The organism is uncultured Flavobacterium sp. (assembly GCF_963975005.1).
In the GTDB taxonomy this organism is placed as follows: domain Bacteria; phylum Bacteroidota; class Bacteroidia; order Flavobacteriales; family Flavobacteriaceae; genus Flavobacterium.
The window spans coordinates 1-23,211 of the sequence record NZ_CAXBFR010000003.1 but is presented as its reverse complement, the minus strand read 5'-3'; the positions used below and the strand labels follow the sequence as shown (position 1 = coordinate 23,211).

Annotated in this window: 18 protein-coding genes; 11 read left to right on the top strand and 7 right to left on the bottom strand. The window is 28.9% G+C overall.

Features of this window, described 5'->3' with window-relative positions; translation table 11 throughout:
* Positions 1–44: 44 nt before the first annotated feature.
* Complete coding sequence (locus tag AACZ53_RS00875; protein WP_339833619.1) at positions 45–6,554, bottom strand: alpha-2-macroglobulin family protein; 6,510 nt, start codon at positions 6,552–6,554, stop codon at positions 45–47.
* A 118-nt stretch (positions 6,555–6,672) separates the two neighbouring features.
* On the opposite strand from AACZ53_RS00875, the gene AACZ53_RS00870 reads away from it, so the two are divergent.
* Positions 6,673–7,359 carry a tetratricopeptide repeat protein gene (locus AACZ53_RS00870; protein ID WP_339833616.1) on the top strand — a complete coding sequence of 229 codons (687 nt, stop codon included), beginning with the start codon at positions 6,673–6,675 and terminating at the stop codon, positions 7,357–7,359.
* A 72-nt stretch (positions 7,360–7,431) separates the two neighbouring features.
* Positions 7,432–8,787 (top strand): Mur ligase family protein, encoded by a 1,356-nt coding sequence (locus AACZ53_RS00865; RefSeq protein ID WP_339833613.1) that lies wholly within the window; start codon positions 7,432–7,434, stop codon positions 8,785–8,787.
* A gap of 72 nt (positions 8,788–8,859) precedes the next feature.
* Here AACZ53_RS00865 and AACZ53_RS00860 read toward each other — a convergent pair whose 3' ends face one another.
* A complete protein-coding gene (locus AACZ53_RS00860; RefSeq protein ID WP_339833611.1) occupies positions 8,860–9,513 on the bottom strand; it encodes a DUF1287 domain-containing protein in 654 nt (217 codons plus the stop codon).
* 118 nt (positions 9,514–9,631) lie between these two features.
* Between AACZ53_RS00860 and radC the strand changes: the two genes are divergently transcribed.
* From radC to AACZ53_RS00830, 6 genes are all read left to right on the top strand, one after another.
* On the top strand, positions 9,632–10,315 hold the full coding sequence (gene radC / locus AACZ53_RS00855) for a DNA repair protein RadC (RefSeq protein WP_339833608.1): 684 nt from the start codon (positions 9,632–9,634) through the stop codon (positions 10,313–10,315).
* A gap of 120 nt (positions 10,316–10,435) precedes the next feature.
* On the top strand, positions 10,436–11,065 hold the full coding sequence (locus AACZ53_RS00850; RefSeq protein WP_339833605.1) for an ABC transporter ATP-binding protein: 630 nt from the start codon (positions 10,436–10,438) through the stop codon (positions 11,063–11,065).
* Positions 11,062–12,390: an FtsX-like permease family protein gene (locus tag AACZ53_RS00845; RefSeq protein ID WP_339833602.1), complete on the top strand. Its 1,329-nt coding sequence runs from the start codon at positions 11,062–11,064 to the stop codon at positions 12,388–12,390. The genes AACZ53_RS00850 and AACZ53_RS00845 overlap by 4 nt, the downstream gene beginning before the upstream one ends.
* Positions 12,383–12,865 (top strand): hypothetical protein, encoded by a 483-nt coding sequence (locus tag AACZ53_RS00840; RefSeq protein WP_339833600.1) that lies wholly within the window; start codon positions 12,383–12,385, stop codon positions 12,863–12,865. Before AACZ53_RS00845 ends, AACZ53_RS00840 begins: the two co-directional genes overlap by 8 nt.
* 1 nt (position 12,866) lies before the next feature.
* Positions 12,867–13,553: a YjjG family noncanonical pyrimidine nucleotidase gene (locus AACZ53_RS00835; protein WP_339833598.1), complete on the top strand. Its 687-nt coding sequence runs from the start codon at positions 12,867–12,869 to the stop codon at positions 13,551–13,553.
* 1 nt (position 13,554) lies between these two features.
* Positions 13,555–14,289: a hypothetical protein gene (locus tag AACZ53_RS00830; RefSeq protein WP_339833595.1), complete on the top strand. Its 735-nt coding sequence runs from the start codon at positions 13,555–13,557 to the stop codon at positions 14,287–14,289.
* A 17-nt stretch (positions 14,290–14,306) separates the two neighbouring features.
* On the opposite strand, the gene AACZ53_RS00825 is transcribed toward AACZ53_RS00830, so the two are convergent.
* Positions 14,307–15,584, bottom strand: a complete 1,278-nt coding sequence (locus tag AACZ53_RS00825; protein ID WP_339833593.1) for a replication-associated recombination protein A — start codon at positions 15,582–15,584, stop codon at positions 14,307–14,309.
* 256 nt (positions 15,585–15,840) lie between these two features.
* On the opposite strand from AACZ53_RS00825, the gene AACZ53_RS00820 reads away from it, so the two are divergent.
* Positions 15,841–16,599 carry a rhomboid family intramembrane serine protease gene (locus AACZ53_RS00820; protein ID WP_339833591.1) on the top strand — a complete coding sequence of 253 codons (759 nt, stop codon included), beginning with the start codon at positions 15,841–15,843 and terminating at the stop codon, positions 16,597–16,599.
* 48 nt (positions 16,600–16,647) lie between these two features.
* On the opposite strand, the gene AACZ53_RS00815 is transcribed toward AACZ53_RS00820, so the two are convergent.
* From AACZ53_RS00815 to AACZ53_RS00800, 4 genes are all read right to left on the bottom strand, one after another.
* Positions 16,648–18,072 carry a hypothetical protein gene (locus AACZ53_RS00815; RefSeq protein WP_339833589.1) on the bottom strand — a complete coding sequence of 475 codons (1,425 nt, stop codon included), beginning with the start codon at positions 18,070–18,072 and terminating at the stop codon, positions 16,648–16,650.
* A 20-nt stretch (positions 18,073–18,092) separates the two neighbouring features.
* Entirely contained in the window at positions 18,093–19,289 is a 1,197-nt protein-coding gene (locus AACZ53_RS00810; RefSeq protein WP_339833587.1) for a hypothetical protein, read from the bottom strand.
* Between the two features lie 204 nt (positions 19,290–19,493).
* Positions 19,494–20,228 (bottom strand): 23S rRNA (guanosine(2251)-2'-O)-methyltransferase RlmB, encoded by a 735-nt coding sequence (rlmB, locus tag AACZ53_RS00805; RefSeq protein ID WP_339833584.1) that lies wholly within the window; start codon positions 20,226–20,228, stop codon positions 19,494–19,496.
* A gap of 127 nt (positions 20,229–20,355) precedes the next feature.
* Complete coding sequence (locus AACZ53_RS00800; RefSeq protein ID WP_339833581.1) at positions 20,356–21,933, bottom strand: hypothetical protein; 1,578 nt, start codon at positions 21,931–21,933, stop codon at positions 20,356–20,358.
* Between the two features lie 275 nt (positions 21,934–22,208).
* Between AACZ53_RS00800 and rpsL the strand changes: the two genes are divergently transcribed.
* Both rpsL and rpsG read left to right on the top strand, forming a co-directional pair.
* Positions 22,209–22,592 (top strand): 30S ribosomal protein S12, encoded by a 384-nt coding sequence (rpsL, locus tag AACZ53_RS00795; RefSeq protein ID WP_026717850.1) that lies wholly within the window; start codon positions 22,209–22,211, stop codon positions 22,590–22,592.
* 92 nt (positions 22,593–22,684) lie between these two features.
* Positions 22,685–23,161, top strand: coding sequence for a 30S ribosomal protein S7 (gene rpsG, locus AACZ53_RS00790; protein ID WP_026717851.1), 477 nt, complete (start codon positions 22,685–22,687; stop codon positions 23,159–23,161).
* Positions 23,162–23,211 lie beyond the last annotated feature (50 nt).

Sequence of the window (23,211 nt, the reverse complement as noted above, 5' to 3'; positions counted from 1 at the left end):
AAAAGGCTTTCTATATTTAGAAAGCCTTTTTTTTGTTAGTTTAATTAATCAACTTTAATTGTTGTACTTGTTGAATGTGCTGAAAATTCTGGAGCATACATACTTTGTAGAGTTGCTATACCATCATTAAAATTTCCAGAGTTGTTTATTCTAACATCATATTCTAAAACATATGTTCCTTTATTTATTTTATCGAAAAAGAAATGCGTTGCGACATCTTTTGTGCTTTTATAATAAGATAAATTGTCTTTCCATTCATAGTTAGAAATTACATCAACAGGTTCAAAACATGAAGCTCTTAAATCTTTTAAATGCACAAATTCTAAATCACTTTCAGTTTTTAAAACTAATCTAATTGTAATTGAATCTCCGGTTTTTAAAGATTCTTTATTCATTTCGATTAATTCATTTCCTTTTGATGTTTTAACTTTCTTGTAAAGTGTTTTAGTAATGTATAATATCTTAGTGCTATCTGTTTTAATGTTTTCTAAATTCTCAAAATATTGCCAATAAACACCACCGTAACCAGGAACTTTAGATTTGTTATCAATTTTAATTGTTCCCATTTCTTTGGAAATTTCATCTGCTTTCCAATTTAGTTTTATATAACCGGTTTCGGCTTCTTTATCTTTTTCAGATAGTTTTTTAGTAAATATTTTTTCATTTCCAATTGTAAATTTTGTGTTGTCTTTTAAAGAAGTCCAATCACTTCCTTCCAATAATAAGGCATAAACAGCTTCAGTTGTTGATTTAGTTGTAGACCATTTATTGACTTGCTTGTTTTTTAACAACCAAACTTTTAATTCATCTACAATTTTGTCGTCATTTTCAATTTCAGTGAAAGCCTCAATAAGCATAGCTTGCGTTTCTATAGAAGATTGATACCAATAGTAACCGTTAGTGTTTTCTATCCAATACATTCCGTTGTCTTCATTTCTTGCAGCAGATTCTTTTAAGTTTGTTAAGATTTTTTTCGCGAAAGTTTTATCTCCAAATCTATACATCGTTAAAGACAATAATGCCTTAGAATATAAATTATAAGTCAGCCAATCTTTTTTAAATTCTACTTTTTGAATGTTGATTATAGAATCTATTTTTTTAGAAACTGGTTGTTTTTCAACATAAAAACTTCTAGCATATAAATAATGTAGATTAGAATAGGTATAATAATTGATTCTCTGATTTTTCAACCAACTATTACTGATGTATTTTTGATCTAAATATGGAATAGCTTTTTCTGCAACACTATTATAAATTGAATCCTTTTCAGGAAAAAGTTTGCCTAAATGACCTAAACCTTTTACAATATGTTGCGTAATGTAAAGATTATCATCGCCACCATCAAACCAAGAAAAAGCGCCAGAAGGATTTTGTTTTTCTTTCAATTTTTTCAAAGTAGATTCCATAGATTCTTTCATAGTGTTTAAATCCATTAAAAGAGCAAGTCTTTTGTTTTTCGATTCTTCATTTTGTGCATCTAATAACCATGGAGTTTCAGCTAAAACAATTGATTTTAATTCCTCATTCATATTTAATTTTGAAGTCAAATTTCCTTCTTGTTTCCATGTTTCGAACAGAGAAGCAACTTTGGGATTACTATCAATAATTTGAGTCGCAATATAATTTGCGTAATATCTTGAAAAAGTTTGTTCGGCACATTCATGTTCATATTCCATCAAATAAGGAAGCGATTGCAAGGCTAACCAAGTTGGATTTGATGTATATTCTAAAGTGAACAAATAATTTTTTAATGTTTTAGACGAATTGTTTTTAAGATTAAGAAATTCATATTCCTTTTTCGTTTCACCTTTCACCCAAATAGGAATACTTTCTGTCAACAAAACTTTATTAGAAAGAACAGGTAAAATATTCTCTTCACCATCAGAGAAATTACCAGATTTTGCTACAATTTTATACTGCAAACCTTGTAATCCTTCAGGGATTTTAATAATCCATTCTACAGGGACACTTTCTTTTGCTTTACATGAAAAGTTTTTAACGTTGTCTTTATTTGAACAAATTTCATCAATAACAGTGTTGGTTGTTGCATCATATAATTGTAACATGGCAATTCCAGTTTTTATTTCTGAAGTCATGTTAACTACTTTTGCACTTATTTTAATTTCATCTTTCTCACGAACAAATCTTGGCATGTTGGTTTGTACCATGACATCTTTTTGAGAAATAATATCAGTTTGAAAATAACCTGTTTCAGCATTTTTGTTATGAGCATAAAGTCTAAAATTCCATCTTGTTAAAGATTCTGGTGTTTTAAATTCAAAAGAAATTTTTCCGTCTTTATCTGTTTTTAAATTGGGATAAAAGAAAGCTGTCTCCTTAAAATTGGTTCTTGTTTTTACATTCGCGAGTTCTTGAAAACCTTTTTTAGTACTAACTACAATTACGCCATTTGCACCTTTATCACCATACAAAGCTGCTCCTTCGCCACCTTTTATAACTCTCATTTCTAAGATTAAATTTGAATTTAATGTTTGTAAATTGTTAGCTGTGCTTATGGTTCCATCAATTATTATTAAAGCTTCATTATTGCCTGTGATAGATCGACTTCCTCTTAAAACAATTGATTTAGTCTTTCCATCTGAAGTTGTATTTATTTGTAAACCAGAAACTTTTCCTGCTAAGGCTTGAACAGCATTTTCATTTGCAGCTTGATTAATTTCTTCATGTTTTATTATTTGGTAGGATGAAGTTACTGCATCTGCCTTTCTAGAAACACCAATAATGCCAGTTAACACTATTTCATCACCTACGAAACCTTCTTCTAGAATAACATCATATTGTCTTTTACTACCAATTATAAATGTGTTCTTCTTTTTTCCTGCAAAAGAAACTTCTAAAACTTCACCAGCTTTTGCCTCTATTTCAAAATTACCGTCAAAATCTGTCGTTATTCCTCTTATTGTACCTTTTACAACAACGGTTGCACCAGCTAAAGTTCCTAGTTCATCTGACACATTACCTGTTATTATTTTAGCATTTTTAGGTATGTTGGTTATTCCTTTTATTGATTTCAGGTATTTTTTATTTAGATATACATTATAAACTGTATTGAAATCAAAACCAAATGTGTTTATTTCTGTGTTAAATTTGTTTTCATAATCGGGATATTTTAAAGCGAAATTAAAGTTTCTGAAATATAGATATTCCTTGTCTTCATTATAGAATCTTGGAAAGGCTGGGTAGTTAGTTTGATTATAATGATAAATATCTTCCCAGTTCTTTTCTACAAATTGATCTAATGAACTATCATACATACTGGCCAAAACTTCAGCTTCTAGTTTTGAATTTAAAATTTTAAAAGACCAATTTTGTACGCTGCCAGGTTCTATTTTGTTTTTCAAGCTTTGAATCTCAATGTTAATTCTTGGACTAATTATTTCTTTTTTAATTGAAAAAAATGTGCTTACAAACTCATTTTCCCAAAAAGAAGAGAAATGAAAACTTACATCGTTTTTATATTCATTCTTTTTATTTATTTTAAATACTCCTTTGCCATTAATTAACTGAATAGTTTGCTCTTTAACTATTAGTTGATCATCATAAAATCGAGAAGTAATATATAAATCTTGGATTATTGAACGAATTTCTATCTCAAAAAAATCAGAGCCTTCTTTAGTTTTGTCTACATAAGAAAATAGCTGTTCGTTCAAAAAAGGAGATTTAGATGATTTTAATTTAAAATATTTATGGTTTTTAATTAAATTTCCATTATCGTCTTCTGATGAAATTAATAAATAATAATCACCAAGTTTTTCTTTAGTTAAAAAATCAAGATTTGTATCATTAGTTAACTTTGTGTCAAAATCAATTGTTTTAATTAATATTTGCTTGCTTTCAGTATCAGTTTTGTTATAAGGTTCAAACGGAAAAAGTTTATTAAATTCTTCTCTTTCTATTGTTTGTATTTCAGGAAATGAAAATTCTCGGTTTTTTAAAAATGATTTTTTTTCAAAATAATATACTTCAATTTTACCTTTAGCATTAATAGGATGATTATTTAATGTTGTAGTCTCAATTCTTAAGTTGTTTTTTTCTTCTATTTTTAATTCTTCTGAAATATATGAAGTTAATGAAAGCGTTTCAAGGCCTACTTTTAGGAATGTTTCAGCTTCTCTAGTCTCACCATTTATGTCAGTTATTGTTACATTTATAGTGTAATCTAATCTAAATATCTGATTAAGATCTAATAGGCTATCATTTGCTAAGAATTCTATTATAAAATCACCATTTTCATTTGTTTGAATTTCTTTACTTTTAAAATTATTATCTCCAGAATAGCTATTATTTTTTTTATAAACATGATTGGAAATTTCATAGACAACTTTTGCATTAGTAAGGCTATTACCCGCTAGAGATTTTGCATTACCTTTTAATTTAATTGTATCTCCAATTTTATAGTTTTCTGTGATTTTTGAAAAATTTATTTCAAATGTTGGTCTTTTGTATTCTTCTACATGAAAAGAAAATTTACCAGAACTTCTAAAATTAACATTGTCCCAAAATTTATGTTCATCATTTTCTGAATCATAATATTCGGTATCAATTTTATAATCTTCAGCTTCATCAATTGAAATGTAAAATTCTCCTGTCACAATATTTTTTGGTATTTCAAATTCCCCAAAGATTGATCCAAATTCGTTGGTTTGAATGTCATACTCTTTTAAGACAGTATCATTAGCGTCATTAATCACCACATGAACACTTACAAAGGGAACGACACTTTTTTTATTTTTTTTATTTTGAATTAAAATTGCTTTAAAGAAAAATTTTTGACCAGGCCTATATATAGCACGATCAAAGTAAACCATAGCTTTTGCTTCGAAATTCCTATCATCATATTCGTCTATATTTATACCTAAATATCCTTTGTTATAATTTTCAAGTATGGTATCATTTTCTTTTATATAATAGATTTCTGAGCGGTCATAATTGTTTTTAGGATTATACGCTCTTTTTTTTATGATTGCCTTGCCATTTTTATCTGAAATAACTGATTCTTCATTATTTCGTACTATAACATTTTCTAATGGTTTTCCTGTTTTATTATCATAAAAATAAAATAAATCATTCGCTACATCTTTATCTTTTAGAACTCCAATATTAGAAACTGTAATTTTTGAAAAACTATATGCTATGTTCTTGTTGTCGGAGTTGTTATTCGACTCAATAAACAGTAAATAATTTCCTGTTTCTAATTTTTCTAACAAAATTTCAGTAGAATATTCAAAGTAGTCTTTTTTGTTTAATACTTTTCGAGTAAAGCGCTTAATAGCTTTGTTTTTTGTAATATAATCAATGTATAGGGAGTCCTTTTTACTGGAACCGTAACTGTTTAATTTTCTTTCAACTTCAATAGGAAACTTATAATAATTGATGGTAATTGAATCAATATTCTTATAGGTTATGAAAGCTCTAGTGTTTTCGTTTGAATATATTTTGTTCTTAATTTCAATTCTTAGTGATTTGCCAATTATTGAGTTTTTTAATTTTTCAGCATTTGAAAGAGTTTTGAGATTTGATTTAGAATTTAGTATTGTGTCAATTAACGCTAAAGCATTATGATACAGATTTTCTTTTGAATTTTTTTGAGTTTGAGAATAATATAAATTAGCTCTCGCTAAACGTAAATCTTGTTTTAAATATTCGTTTTTGGTACTTTTTTCTAGTTGTTTAATTTTATCAAAATACAAAATGTTTTTTTTAAGACGATAAAGAAATTTAATTCTTTCAATATAATAGTTGTCTCTAATATTCTCTTTCGTATTAATACGATAATATTGTTCTTGTGATACGTATAGTTCTATTACTTTTTTTACTTCAGTATGTTCAATTTTATTTAAATCATAATAGCTTGATAAATTGTAATCATATAACCCTGTATCATTGAATTTTTTTATATCTAGTTTATTTTTGTAATCCCATTGGCTTATTTTTTTTATAATGTGGTCTGAATATTTTTCTAATAAAAATTCGTAAACACTTATTTCTTTATTATTTGAATAGGGAGAAGTTTCAAAAATTTCTTTTAGGTCATTTATGTAAATATCCATTAATGCTTTTCTATTTTCTAAAGAATTTTCGAAAGCAAAATTAATTTCTTCATCAAAATCTTCACTCGTCCAAGTTAAAAAGTTAGTACTTAAATTGTTTTCAAGATTTGTTCGTTTACCTATAAGATACCTTTTGTTATTGTAATAATCCGTCAGAATTTTAGCATAGATATAATTAAGTATAGCTTTATTTTCTTTTGAAGCCTCTTTAATCTCTTTTCTAAGGTTTGAAATAATTGTTGATTGAGCATTTTCATCAAAAACTTGTTCAAATTTTGACAAATAGAAAAAGCATTTAACAATCGTTACATCTTCTTTTTTTCGTTTGGCTTTTTTATAGATTGATTCAACTTCTTTTTGAGCAGTTTCTATTTTTCCATCTAATTCATATTGATAGACTTTTTTCCAATTTGAATCAAAGTTTTGGCTAAATCCAAAATTTAAACTTAAAAATAAAATTACGAGATATATTTTTTCAGACATAAGTGTGTTTTATACTATAGAGATGAAAAATACAAAAAAGGTTGGAATTAAGCATAAATATTTTTTTTATAAATAATAACCAAAATCATTTTAGTATTTTTGAGCATAATTTAAAGCAATGAAAATTAAACTATTATTTTTTTTATTATTTTCTTCAGTAATGATAGCTCAATCAAGTTTTGAAAAAGCAGAAAAATTGTATTCAGAAAACAAACTTTCTGATGCAAAAACGCTATTCGAAGACTATTTAAAAACTAATCCTAATCATTCAAAAACAATAGAATATTTAGGAGACATTGCTGGAAAAGAAAAAAAATGGGATGAAGCTATTTCTCTTTATGAAAAATTAAAACTCAAATTTCCTTCTACTGCAAATTATCATTACAAATATGGTGGTGCAATGGGCATGAAAGCTAAAAGTGTCAATAAATTCAGAGCATTAGGAATGATTTCTGATATTGAAACTGCTTTTTTAACTGCTGCCAAATTAGACGAAAAACATATAGATACGCGTTGGGCTTTAGTAATGTTATATATCGAATTACCGGGAATTGTTGGCGGAAGTGAAACCAAAGCCCAAAAATATGCAACACAATTAATGAACTTGTCTAAAGTTGACGGTTACTTAGCAAGAGGATATATTGATGTGTATTTTGAACGCTATTCTAAAGCTGAAACCAATTATAAAAAAGCACACGAAATAGGAAATTCAAATACAACATATGACAAACTATATGATTTGTATTTGAATAAAATGAAGAATAAAACGAAAGCAAGTCAGCTAAAACAAGAATTTAAAAAATAAAAAAAACTCAAATCCCAAATTTCAAATTAGTTTTTATATTGGAATTTGGAATTTTAAATATTGGAATTTCAAATGCGTACACATTTCATAGCCATTGGTGGAGCAGCCATGCACAATTTAGCTCTAGCCTTACACAATAAAGGATATCAAGTTACAGGTAGCGATGATGCTATTTTTGAACCATCTAAATCAAGATTAGATAAAAAAGGATTATTGCCAAATGAAATGGGCTGGTTTCCAGAAAAAATAACTTCAGATATTGAAGCTATTATTTTAGGAATGCATGCAAAGGAAGACAATCCAGAATTGTTGAAAGCACAAGAGTTAGGATTAAAAATTTATTCTTATCCTGAATTTTTATACGAGCAATCTAAAAATAAAACGCGAGTTGTAATTGGTGGTTCTCACGGAAAAACTACAATCACATCTATGATTTTGCACGTAATGCATTTTCATAATATCGAAGTAGATTATATGGTTGGAGCTCAATTAGAAGGCTTTGATACTATGGTGCATTTAACACATGAAAATGATTTTATCGTTTTAGAAGGTGATGAATATTTGTCTTCACCAATAGATAGAAGACCAAAATTTCATTTATACCAACCAAATATTGCTTTACTTTCAGGAATTGCTTGGGATCATATTAATGTATTTCCAACCTTTGAAAATTATGTAGAACAGTTTGAAATATTCGTTAATCAAATTACAAAAGGTGGAATTCTAATTTATAATGAAGAAGATGAAGCTGTGAAAAAAGTCGCAGAAGATTCGCAAAATACCATTAGAAGATTGCCATACCAAACTCCAAGTTATACTGTTGAAGACGGAACAACTTTATTAGACACACCAGAAGGACCAATGCCAATTGAAGTTTTTGGAGCACATAACCTAAATAATTTAGCTGGTGCAAAATGGATTTGCCAAAACATGGGAGTTGATGAAGCTGATTTTTATGAAGCAATAGCGACTTTTAAAGGAGCGAGTAAACGTTTAGAGAAAATTGCAGAAGGAAAAGGAAAAGTAGCTTATAAAGATTTTGCACATTCACCAAGTAAAGTTTCTGCCACTACAAAAGCCGTAAAAAATCAATATCCAAATAGAAAATTAATTGCTTGTTTAGAATTACATACGTACAGTAGTTTGAATGCAGAATTCTTAAAAGAATACCAAGGAGCATTGGATTCAGCCGATGTTGCGGTTGTTTTTTATTCACCAGATGCTGTAAAAATTAAGCAATTAGAAGAAGTAACTTACGAACAAATTGCACAATCATTTCAAAGAGAAGATTTAATTATTTATACGAATCCAAAAGAATTTAAAGAGTTCTTGTTTGCACAAAATTTTGATAATTCAGCCTTATTATTGATGAGTTCAGGTAATTATGGTGGTTTGGATTTTGAAGAAGTGAAAGGGTTAATGAAGTAAAGTCATTGCGAGGAACGAAGCAATATCAAGTAGCTTAAAACAAGTCAAGATTGTTCCGTTTATCATAATGACTTAATTAATATATCTATAATGCCCAATAATCTCATAACTAAACAAACAATCTTGCAAAACTTGTCCGCCACCAACATTGTGGACAATTAAATTTCGTTTTCCATCGGCAGATTTTAAATGCGTAATGATACCAATATGAGGTAATTTTCCATTAATCATCCAAGTTACTAGTTCACCTGTTTTGTAATCAGAAGCATTTTGGGTTACCTTTAATTTTTCTCCTTTTCTTTCAAAAAAAACTTCTAAATTAGGAACTCTTCTGTGGTCAATATTAGTGTCAGTTTTTGTTAAACCCCAAGTTTTTGGATATCTTGAAAAATTTACTTTCATGTCTTCATGAACTTCTTTTTGTAAATCAATATTCAATTTTCTGTAAGCACGAATTATAACATCAGTGCAAACTCCAGTTTTTGCAGGAACATCACCATTTGGGTATTTTATAGAAACATAACTTGGTGTGTAAACTACTTTATCATCAATTATCGAAATTGCAGCATTTGATAATTTTTCAGCAAAAGAATTCGGATTTTCTATACTAATATTTTGAACAATTTCCTTTTGATTTGAAAAAATTACATCAGTCATTTTGGCGTCTTTTTTACAAGAAAACAAAGTGATTAAAGAAAATAAGATAATATAGATTGGTTTGTTCATATTAATTCATTTGTGATAATTCGTGAAATTTGCGGTCTATTAAAAAATTCTAACGTTTTTATTTTGAAGTTATTATAAAATTATTTTCATTTGTACTTTAATATAAGCCAAATAAATTATGTACACACCAATCAACCAATGGGCTGAAGACGATCGCCCACGTGAAAAATTTCTACTTAAAGGAAAATCTTCCTTATCTGATTCTGAATTATTGGCTATTTTAATTGGTTCTGGTTCTCGAAATGAGAGTGCCGTGCAATTATGCCAACGTATTTTAGCTTCAACAAATAACAATCTCAATGCTTTAGGAAAAGTTTCGGTAAATCAGCTTTTAAATTTTAAAGGAATTGGTGAAGCAAAAGCAATTTCAATCGCAGCAGCATTAGAATTAGGAAGACGAAGAAGAGCAGAAGAATCTATTGAATTAAAGAAAATCACATCTAGTAAAATGGTTTTCGAAATCATGCAACCTATAATTGGTGAATTGCCTCACGAAGAGTTTTGGGTTTTATATTTGAATAATTCCAATAAAGTAATTCATAAATCCCAACTATCAAAAGGTGGTTTAACAGGAACAGTTGTAGATGTTCGTTTGATTTTTAAAACAGCTTTTGAACACAACGCAATCTCAATTATTCTAACACATAATCATCCTTCAGGGAAATTATTAGCTAGTGATGCTGATATTCAAATTACTAAAAAAATTAAAGAAGCTTCGAAACATCTTGAAATAAACGTTTTAGATCATATTATCATCACAGAAAACGGATTTTATAGTTTTAATGATGAAGGAATTTTTTAGATAAGTTTAAGAAATAAATACGTTTCAAATTCTTATCTTGCCACTTATAAATTCAGAAATTAGAAATTAGAATTTACAATATTGGAATTTGGAATTTAAAATATTGGAATTTAAGAAAATATGATAAGCACTAATAACATTACATTTCAATACCCAAAAGGAGAATTATTTCATATGCCAGCATTATTTTGTACGGCCGGAAATACAATTCTAATCACAGGAAATTCAGGAAGAGGGAAAACAACTTATTTGCATCTTTTAGCTGGATTATTGCGACCAAAATCAGGTTCAATAGAAATTGATTCTACTGATATTGTGACATTATCCGAAAGAAAAAATGATTCATTTAGAGGAAAATATATCGGAATTGTATTTCAAAAACCGCATTTCATTGCTTCTTTAACTATTTTAGAAAATTTAGAAATGACAAGTTGGTTGGCAACAGGAAAGAAAAATACAGCATCAGCCAAAAAACTTTTAAACCAATTAGGATTAGAAGATCATGCGTCAAAATTACCATCACAATTAAGTGTTGGGCAACAACAGCGTGTTTCAATTGCTAGAGCTTTAATCAACGAGCCAAAAGTACTTTTAGCTGATGAACCAACATCAAGTTTAGATGATAAAAACACAGAAATCGTGATTGAATTATTGACGTCTTTATCTAAAGAATATAAAGCAACATTAATCATTGTAACACATGATAGCCGAATTAAAGAGAAGTTTCACAACCAAATTACAATGATATGATTGCAAAATTAGCTTGGAGAAACATTTGGTTTAAACCTTTAAACACAATTTTGAGCATCATTTTATTGATGTCAAGTGTTGCGATAATTACGGTTTTAATTTTACTAGAAAAACAATTTGAAGAAAAATTCAACAGTAATATTGACGGTGTTGATTTAGTAATGGGAGCACAAGGAAGTCCTTTGCAATTAATACTTTCTTCCGTTTATCAAGTAGATGCACCAACAGGAAATATAAGTTATGATTCTGCAAAAGTTTGGATGAAAAGCCCTTTTTTAGAAAAAGCAATTCCCTTAGCGTTTGGAGATAATTATAGAGGTTTTAAAATTTTAGGAACAACACCTGATTATTTAGAAAAATATGGAGCAAAAATTTCTGAAGGAAAGCTATTTGAACATAATTTTGATGTTGTTATTGGAAACGACATTGCTCAAAAATTAAACATTAGAGTAGGAGATGAGTTCTTTGGTTCACATGGTGATGCAGCAGAAGGAGAAGTTCATGAAAATGAAGCATACACAGTTGTTGGAATTGCCGAAAAAACTGGAAAAGTTGTAGATAATTTAATTTTATGCAACATTCCAAGTGTTTGGCAAATGCACGGAAGTCATGAAGAACATAATCATGATGAAGTAGTTCTAGAAAATTCAGCTCACGGTGAAGTAGCTCATGTACATGATGAACACGAACATGACCTAGTTGCAGAAAACCCTATTCATGGAGAAGAAGGACATGTTCACGATGACCACGAAAATGATTTAACAATCGATGAACCTGGAATGGAAATCACAGCTGTTTTGTTGAAATTTAGAAATAAAATGGGAATTGTAACTTGGCCAAGAATCATTGCTCAAAACACAAAAATGCAAGTAGCTTCTCCAGCAATTGAAGTCAATCGTTTATTCAAATTATTTGGAATTGGAATTGATGCTCTTCAATATTTAGCCTACGGAATCATGTTGATTTCTGGAATTTCAATTTTCATTGCTTTATTCAATACTTTAAAAGAACGTAAATTTGAATTTGCTTTATTAAGAGTGAGTGGAGCAGGACGATTCAAACTTTTAATGTTAGTAATGATTGAAAGCTTATTGTTATGTGTGGTTGGATTCCTTTTTGGAACGATTCTTGGAAGAATTGCTTTGATGTTGTTATCCAATTCGGCAGAAGATGATTTTAAAATGAGCTTCAATCCTTATGAATTTATTTGGGATAAAGAAGGAATTCTATTTTTACTAACTATCTTTGTGGGAATCATTGCAGCGTTAATTCCGGCTATAAAAGCCTATAATTTAAATATATCAAAAACATTAGCAAATGGGTAAGTTTACCAAAATTATTGTAGCACTTTTTGTTGCTTTTTTCTTATTTAGTTTTTCAAATTCAACGAATAAAAATTTCAAAACTTCTACTAATAAAGTAGTTGCAGAAGATACTTTGACATGGAAATTATTAGGAAACATTTCATACAGTAAAAAAACAGTAAAAGATTATGGAGAAGTTGATTTTCCTGTAGTTAACGCAAAATTAAAAGCATTAGGAAAGAAAACGGTTGTCATTAGTGGATTTATTATTCCAATTGATTCGAAGAATTATGCGATTAGTAAAAACGTATTTGCAGCTTGTTTTTTCTGTGGAAAATCTGGGCCAGAAACTTTAGCTGGAATTAAATTCAGAGGAAGTTTGCCAAAACTAAACACGGATCAATACGTGACTTTAAAAGGAACTTTTAGATACAACGAAACAGATATAGAAGATTGGATTTATCACATCGAAGATGCTGTAATTGTAAAAAAATAAGATGTTCAAACATAAAAAACATTTGTTCTTTGATTTAGATCATACGCTTTGGGATTTTGATAAAAATTCAGGTTTTGCGTTTGATGCAATTTTTAAAAATCAAGGTTTTGATATTTCTCTAGAAGAATTTTTAAACATTTATATTCCAAGAAATCAACATTATTGGAAGTTGTATCAAGTCAATCAGATTTCACATCAAGATTTACGTTATTATAGATTGAAAGATGTTTTTGTAGCTTTGAATTTTGAAGTTTCTGATGAAATTATTCACAAATTATCTGATGATTATATTGAGTATTTACCAGAATACAATCATCTTTTTGACGGTGCCATTGAGTTGTTAGACTATTTAAAACCAAATTACCAATTGCATATAATAACTAATGGTTTTAGTGAAGTTCAAGACAAGAAGTTGCATAATTCAAACATTGGACATTATTTTGAAACCATAACAAATTCAGAATTAGCCGGACAAAAAAAACCAAATCCTATTATCTTTGATTACGCTTTAGGAATTGCAAAAGCTTCAAAAGAAGAAAGCATTATGATTGGTGACAGTTTTGAAGCAGATGTTTTAGGAGCTTTAGATTTTGGTATAGATGCAATCTTTTTCAACGAGCATAAAACAGAAATTAATCACGATGTTTACCAAGTAAATCATCTTTTAGAATTAAAAAATATATTATAAAATGAAGAAAATTGTTTTTTTATCAATTTTGTTTTTTTCTATGCTTTCTGTAGCACAAGAAAATTATAAAGTTATCATTATGCCAAAGAAATTCGATTTCTTAAAAGCTGAAAATGAATATAATCTAAATGTTTTATGTAAATCATTTTTTGAAAAAGAAGGTTTCCAAGTGTTTTATACAACAGACAAATTACCTTTAGAAGTAGCTAGCAATAGATGTAATGCTTTGTTTTTAGATTTAATTGAAGACAGTAATATGTTTAAAACTAAAATGAAAATTGAATTAAAAGATTGTCAAAACAATGTTGTCTCTTTTAGTGATGAAACAGAGTCGAGAGAAAAAAATATAAATACAGCATATAATGAAGTAACGCGAGCTGCATTAATTTCTATGAAAGGATTTACAAATGTTAAAAATAAATATGCTATTTCTACTGAAAATAAGACAGAAGTCAAAGAAAGCGCTGTTTTAACCGAAGAGAAAGTGACATCAAGTAAACAAGAAATTGGTATTGAAAACGCAAAATTAGTTTCTGTGCTAACTAAAAACGGTTATAATCTAGTCGACGAAAATAAAAATATAAAATTCGAACTTTCAAAAACTTCAAATCCAACAATTTTCATTGCCAAAAAAGGAAGTATTCAAGGAATTTTTACTTTGAACGGTAAAAACTCAAAATTTGAAAGTTATCAAAATGATGTTTTAGTGGTTGAAGAAGTTGAGGTGAAATTTTAGTTTATATCAACTCATAACTAATACCCATACTTATCCTTCCAACGATTCTTCAAAAACTGACGAATTTCTTTTTCACGAGCATTTTCTCCTGGATCAAAGAATTTAGTTTCCGTTAAATCATCAGGTAAAAATTCTTGTTCAGCAAAATTATTAGCAAAATCGTGCGAATATTTATATTCATCACCATACCCTAATTCTTTCATTAATTTCGTTGGAGCATTTCGCAAATGAAGTGGAATAGGTAAGTCACCAGTTTGTTTTACGATTTGCTGAGCTTTTCCAATTGCCATATAACTTGCGTTACTTTTAGCAGAAGTTGCTAAATAAACCGCACACTGACTCAATATAATTCGACTTTCAGGATAACCAATTGCAGTTGCGGCCTGAAACGTATTATTTGCCATGATCAAAGCAGTTGGATTGGCATTTCCAATATCTTCACTGGCTAAAATCAACATTCTTCGAGCGATAAACTTCACATCTTCACCACCTTCAATCATACGAGCCAACCAATAAACCGCACCATTTGGATCACTTCCACGAATCGATTTTATAAAAGCCGAAACAATATCATAATGCATTTCACCTGTTTTGTCATATAAAACTGTGTTTTTTTGAGCTAATTGCATTACTTTTTCATTCGTAATTTCAATTAAATCTCCTTCACTAGCATTAATCACTAATTCAAAAACATTCAATAACTTTCGACCATCACCACCAGAAAGTCGCAACAAAGCTTCCGTTTCTTTCAGTTGAATGTCTTTTGTTTTCAAATAAGCATCCGTTTCCATCGCTCTATGCAATAAAGCTTCCAAATCAGCTTTCGAAAACGGATTCAAAACATAGACCTGACATCTTGACAATAAAGCCGGAATCACCTCAAAACTCGGATTTTCAGTCGTAGCACCAATTAAAGTCACCCAACCTTTCTCCACAGCAGCCAACAATGAATCCTGTTGCGATTTACTAAATCTGTGAATCTCATCAATAAATAAAATCGGATTTTTTGCCGTAAACAAGCCACCACTTTGTTTCGCTTTGTCTAAAACCTCACGAATATCCTTCACACCACTATTAATCGCACTCAAAATGTAAAACGGACGTTTACTTTCTTCAGCCATAATTTGAGCCAAAGTCGTTTTTCCCGTTCCAGGTGGTCCCCACAAAATCAAGCTAGGAATAATCCCTTTCGCAATCTGATGTGTTAACGAACCTTGTTCACCAACTAAATGCAGTTGACTAATGTATTCAGATAATTGTTTTGGTCGAATTCTTTCGGCTAGTGGTGCTTCCATTTGGTAAAATTACAATAATTTTATTTTTTTGGAGCACTAACTTCAGGCATTTTTAGAAAGGCTTCTTCCTGCTGTCCATTCTATCTTTTTTTTCAAAAAAGGATGCCATTCCCATCAGGGCTAAAGATTTTCTGTAGGTTTTTTTAGAAAGGTCTGACAAAAAAGCATAAAAACACATTTGGCGTTATCTTTGAACAAACAAAAATAATTCTTTGTGAAACTTTGCGTTTCCTTTTAGAAACTCCGTGTAACAAAAATGAACAAAATAAAAGACAATCCATTCAAATTTACACCATCGGTAATTCTATTTCCTTTGCTTTTTGTATTGGTATTGTGGATTGTATTTTGGGTAGAACATCATTACCATATAGATTTAGGACATTACGGTATTTATCCAAGAACAGGTTTCGGATTAAAAGGAATTATTTTAAGTCCTTTTATTCATGGTGATTTAGAACATCTTTTTAATAATTCTATTGCTTTATTTGTTCTCTTGTTATTCTTACTGTATTTTTATAGAGAACAAGCTGTAACAGTAGTGATAATCGGAATTTTATTTTCAGGTATAGGAACATGGTTGATAGGAAGACCAAGTTACCATATTGGAATTAGTGGATTAGTTTATGCTTTAGTCAGTTTTATTTTCTTCAAAGGAATTTTTACCAAATACTTTAGATTAGTAGCTGTTTCCTTAACCGTAATCTTATTGTATGGCGGAATGATTTGGTACATGTTTCCAGAAGTTGGAAAAAACAACATTTCGTGGGAAGGACATTTATTCGGTTTTCTTACAGGTTTCGTGTTGAGTTATTTCTTAAAAACACCACAATTTGATCATGCGATTTTTTACGATTGGGAAAGTCCAGATTTCAATCCAAAAAATGATCCTTTTATGAAAAACTTTGACGAAAATGGAAAATTCGCTCCACCACCAAAACCAGAAGAAGTAGTGAAAGAATATTTCAATTCATCTATAAAAGTGATTTATGATTTCATAGGAATAAAAAAGGAATAAAAAAATCGTCATTATAAATGACGATTTTTTATGTTATGTAGGCTTTTTTTATTCTAAAGTAAAACTTAATAATCCCATTTTATTTTCATTAGTAACAACAGCTGCTGTCAAAAATCTGTTTGTATCTGGGAAATAATAAACCACTTGATTCACAAATTTATAACTGTTATTGTCAGATATTTGATAATGGTAATTTAGATATGTAATAGCAAAATTATTATTTGGATTAATTTTATACAACCAATTGTGTAAATTATTGCCTTTGTAATATGTTCCCGGATTAATGATGTATTCTCCTTTTACGTTAAGCATTCCAAAAGAATGGTATAAAGTAGGTTCTGATTGTGGGTTAACTTCTAAATTAATGTTGTTAGTTAAAGTACCATCATATGAAAAAACGAACAAATGCGACGGCCCATAATTGTAAACAGGATCTTTCATAGTAGAATTTGGGAAGGTTGTGCTTGGTTTTGTGCCTGATTTATATCTTCCTTCAACAAAAAGTCTAATTTGATTGTTTTCAACAAAAACAGCTCCTAAATTTACTTCTTCAATATCTTTAATTTTATTAAAATCTTCAATATCATTGTTTTTTAAAATTTTACCTGCCTCTAAATCATACAATAAAATAGATCCAAAATCACCTCTTCTTATTCCTTTGTCTTTATAATTAAAAGCAATTAAATAATCTTGAGTTCCAATTGATATGGCAATGGGTTTGTGAACTCTTGTGTTTTCTTCAATTGTTTTTTTACTTTCACCATCTTTAGAAATAACAACAAAATAATTGGTTTCTTTATAGCTTCTAGGTCTTCTTAAAAAAATAAAATGACCACTATTTGACATTATTTTCTCATCAGTATAAAATTCATCTTCAAATTGAACGGTTTTAGTAAAAACTTGACCAAAAGTAGAATTGTTTAAAACCATACATTCTGTAATTTCTGGTTCCTTCTTTTTGTTTCTAGTTTCATAAGTAATTCCGATAAATTTATGGTTTAGAGATTTTTTTACATAAAAACTTCCAAACTTTTTATCATCTGTGCTTGCATGTGAACTGATAACATCTGAACTATATGTGCCTGTTTTTTTATCAAATACATATTTAATAAGTTCATTTATTTTTCTTTTATTGGAATAAGATTCAACTATAAAAGCGATTTTAGTATCATCAATTACATAAACGCCATGAAAGTTATGTAAGGTATACAAGTCAATAGCAAAATCTTTAACAAAAGTATCTACTAATTGATTTTTTTGATCAAACTTTCTTAAGGTCAATTTATGACTAGATAACATTCCATCTCTATTTGTAACTGTAAAGAGGTAGTGATTGTAATTATCAGCTAAAACTATTTCTGGATGTTCTTCGAATTCTTTGTCAAATTCAAAATTATCGCCTTTAATGTTGTTTTGTGCATTCAAAAACGAAACAATAAAAAGGACAATATAAGAGATGTGTTTTAATTTCATTTTGATTCGAAATTTAAAAATTATTTAGATTTATAAATTTGATTTTCAATGCTTTTTAATTCATTTTCATCATCGTAAGATAATTTCATATAAATCATATTTTCTTGCATTTCATTCAAATATTTTTCAGCATCTTTTTTATTACCCAACGCTAAATTCAAACGGATAAGATTGAAATATACAAATTCAGCTATCTTAGAATTAAATTCAGCTTTCTTGTCTTTGTAGTCAACTTTTGTAAGTGTATTTGTCCAAATGTCAATTCCTTTTTGTAAACCCGCTTTTGCAGCTACAGTCATTTCAGGGTTTTGAGGGTTTAATTTTCTAAGATTTGTTGAGATATAAATATCTGCTTTTTCTAGATCATCATATTTTCCTTTGTTTTTTACGCTTAAGATCTTTACTGTACTTTTATAAGATTGATATCCAAAATTATCGTTTAAGTAAGTATTCACTGTATTGATAACTTCTGTCAAAAAGTTTTTTTCAGTTAATGGTTTGTTTATGTTGTTACTTGGAGAAGATGAAACAAATTTAAAATCTTCAAAGATCGACGTTTTAACTTTTTCAACACCATTAACCAATACTTTTAATTTTGTTGGTTGCTTTGCAAAAGTTTGACCTGCATTATCTTGAAAAGTAATTTTATCAATATCTAAAAAAACCTCTAAATTTTTACCTGAAGTAGTAAAGCCTGTAATTTTAATTTGTGTTTCAAGAACGCTGTTGTTTACAATAATGTAATCATTTAAATTAGGAGATTGATAAACAGGTTTTGTAGGTTTTACGTATACCGGTTTATTTGGTGTGACTAATTTTGGGTTTTTACCTTGATCAGTCATTGATAGACGCTCTAATAAAGATAGTTTTTTAAATTCTGCAGATTCTAATTCAAATTTTTCTTTTGCTTTTAGAACTTCATCATCATGGTCTTTAAGTTTTTCTTGAAACTCTTTTTCGCTGTTAGCTACTTTTTTGTCATAATTTTTAACATCATTTTCAAAATCAACTTTTGATTGTGCTATTACGTCCTCAGCAGTAAGGTTGTAAGGTGAAGTTAGATTAACTTTAAAAGTTCTTAAAGCTTCTTCAGTACTGTAAATGGGAGCTTTTAGCGATTCATATTCAATATTTTCACCAGAAATGTTTTGAGCAAATAAGTTAGAAGCATTCAAAGCCATCAGAAAACCAACTGCTAATAATTTTTTTAATTTCATTTTTTTTCTTTTTTTTTATAAAGTGAGCAAATGTAATTAAAAAAATCATTTTAATTTTTAAAATTTAGTATTTCAAATACTTATTGCGTATTTTTCTTACTAAATTAAAAACTGCATTTTAACCACAAAAGGGGTTTAAGATTTTATTGGATTTAAAAAGGAGTAATTTCACTGCCAACTAAAGACTGAGAACCAAATTTTTTTTTACTGTCTCTGCCTAACAACCTCATATAAAAAAGCACCACAAGCTACAGAAACATTCAAAGATTCAATAGTTCCGTACATTGGTAATTTTGCTTTTTCATCCACAATTTTCAACACAGATGGGTTTACACCTCTATCTTCGCTTCCCATTATGATAGCCAAAGGTTCGTTTAGCGTTAAATCATAAATATTGCTATCTGTTTTTTCAGTAGCAGCAATAGTTTTTATACCACTTCCTTGTAAATGAAAAATTGCATCTTTAATATGGTCAACTTTACAAATTGGAACATTAAAAACAGCACCAGCACTTGTTTTAACGGTGTCACCATTTACTGGAGCAGAACCTTGTTTTTGAACAATAATTCCGTCAACACCAGTGCATTCAGCCGTTCTTATAATTGCTCCAAAGTTACGAGCATCAGATAATTGGTCTAAAATTAAAAACAAAGGCGTTTTTTCTTTAGCCAAAACAGTTTCTATCAATGTTTCTAGATCATGAAAAGAAACTGGAGAAATCGTTGCCACAGCACCTTGATGGTTTCCAGAAGTCAAGCGGTTTAATTTTTCTACAGGAACGTAAGAGAAATTAACGTTGTTCTGTTTCATAGCTTTCATCAAATCCTTCATCAAGTCACCTTGAAGCTCTTTTTGTAAAAAAACTTTATCAATTTCTGTTTTTGATTGAATCGCTTCAATTATAGCACGTATTCCGAATATTTGATTATCTCTTTCCATTTGGCAAAAATAGTCTTTTTATTAGAATTTTTAAAAGTTTAGTAGTTTAAAAGTTTATGAGGTTAAAAGGTATTGAACAAACAATGAAATCTTTCAATTTTTCAATCCTTTAATTTTTAATCTCTTCTTAAAAATAAGTTTTAAAACTAACATGAACAATTGAGTTAGAAAGTTTGATGTTTTGTTCATTGGTAGATCCATTTGCATATATAAAATTGAATAAACCATTTTTAGTAAAAAGACCAAAGCCAAAACCTAATCCCAATAAACTATTACTCAAATTAGAGGTTTTGTCTTGAAAATAACCATAATCAATTATCGAATGAACGTAAATACTTGGTGACATCATGTAGCGATATTCGGTTAAAATCCCGCTATATGCATTGGCTTGTAAACTATTTTCACTAAAACCACGAATCGAATTTATGCCGCCGAAACGATATAATTCATTAACTATGTAATCATCACTTTGTAGATAAAAAGTTTCGTTTTTTATATTTATAATATTTTTTTCATTCAAATATAAATTGTGACTAAAACTGACTTGTCCGAAAAATTGATTTGTTTTTAAAGAACTTATGGTTCGATTTCCTGATCCAAGTTTAATGTTGAATTTTGTCTTTTCTGGAAATAAGAAATCATCATTGTTAAAGTCAATATAATCAAAAGTAGAAGTAATAAAAGTATTGGTAAAATCATTAATGCTAAACGAATTTGTATTTTGAATATCAACTGAAGTTGTTTTTTGGTAGCCTAAATATACTTTCGAATTGTATTTGAAATAATATCCTAAATTCAAATCGGTCTTTGTGTTTTGAAATGTACTGTCTTGTTTGAAAATTCGCAAATCAGCTTTAATTCCAAACGGACTTTTAAACATGTACGGAATTTCAGTTCCTAAATTAAAACTTGATTGTTGTTTTCCGTCGTTTTTCCAAAACAAACTCAACTTTTCACCCGAATTTAAAATATTCTGCAATTGTAAATCCAAATAACCATTAAAACGAAGATTGGAATTTTCATCATTGGCAAATCCTATAAAACCATCAAATTTATTAGGTTTGGCTTTCTCAAGATAAACGTAAACTTTTGTAGAATCTTTGGTGAATAATATTTCAGGATATTTGGTTTGAGTTACAAAACGCAATTCATTAAAATCTTTATAAATTTTCGAAACATTATCCTGATTGAAATCCAATCGTCTTGCTTTCTTTAAAATTGCCTTTTTAATTCCATATGGAAACTTGTCATAACCTTCAATTACGATATTTGTTAAATTTCTTTTTTGGTTTAAATCTAAAACTAATTTAGCTTCCAAATAATTATTAACCTGATTGTAATCTGTTAGTTTTAGTTTAGCTAGTGAATATCCTTTCTTTTCAAGTAAAGAAATTTTATTTTGCATAAAAGATTCAACATTCTCAATAGTTAGTTTTATGGAATCATTTTCTAGACTTAATAGTTCTTTTTCTTCTGCTGAATTTATACCTATATATATATGCACAAGTTGAACTTGACTCTTTAAACTGTATTTAAAAAAGAAAACGCTATCATTTAATTTTGTTTGAAGCAATAATTCATTTTGAAAATACCCTTTGTATTGAAGTTTTTGTTCTAAAGACTTTTGTTCTTCAATTATAGAAGCAACGTTTATGTGTTTTTTGATAAAACCTAAGCTGTCAATTTTTTTTGTTGCTTCCTTCAACAATCATTTCAAATTGTTGTGAAAATGAGAGTTGAAAGCAAGAGAAGAAGAATATAGTAATTAACTTTTTCATGGCATTTATCTAACGCAAAAAAACGAAAATAATTTCATATAATCTTTTGTAACGGCAAACTATAATCAAAAAACAAAAAATAATGAGCAACAAAGTTTTGAAAATTAATAAATTAGATTTGTTTTGTTAAAATATATTCATACATTTGCAACCCGTAAAAAAGCGGGAATTAATAAATCACAAGAAAAATTAGTATTTAATTATGCCAACAATTCAACAATTAGTAAGACTAGGGAGAACCCAAATGACTAAGAAGAGTAAATCGGCTGCTTTAGATTCTTGTCCTCAAAGAAGAGGAGTATGTACGCGTGTTTACACTACTACACCAAAAAAACCAAACTCTGCAATGCGTAAAGTAGCAAGGGTTCGTTTGACAAATGGTAAAGAAGTGAATGCTTACATTCCTGGAGAAGGACACAATCTACAAGAGCACTCGATAGTATTAGTTAGAGGTGGAAGAGTAAAAGATTTACCAGGAGTTAGATACCACATCGTACGTGGTGCTTTAGACACTGCCGGAGTAAGCGGTAGAACACAAAGAAGATCTAAGTATGGTGCAAAACGTCCAAAAGACGCTAAAAAGTAAATCAAAAATCAGTCTAGAGGATAATGTCTAAAGGTGTGAAAGTATTGTGCTTTCTGCTTTTGATTGTTAAACTTTGACACAAACGAAAAGAAATGAGAAAAAGAGCGGCAAAAAAAAGACCCCTTTTACCAGATCCAAAATTTAACGATCAGTTGGTAACACGTTTTGTGAACAACTTGATGTGGGATGGTAAGAAATCAACAGCTTTTAAAGTTTTTTATGATGCATTAGACATCGTGGAAGCAAAAAAAGGTGATAATGAAAAATCAGCTTTAGAATTATGGAAAGACGCTTTAACAAACGTTATGCCTCACGTAGAAGTTCGTAGTCGTAGAGTTGGTGGAGCTACATTCCAAATACCAATGCAAATTCGTCCAGATAGAAAAATTTCTACTGCAATGAAATGGTTAATTCTATATGCTAGAAAAAGAAATGAGAAATCTATGGCTGGAAAATTGTCATCAGAAATTTTAGCAGCAGCTAAAGAAGAAGGTGCAGCAGTTAAGAAAAGAATGGATACTCACAAAATGGCAGATGCAAATAAAGCATTCTCTCACTTCAGATTTTAATAAATAAGAAATGGCAAGAGATTTAAAATATACAAGAAATATTGGAATTG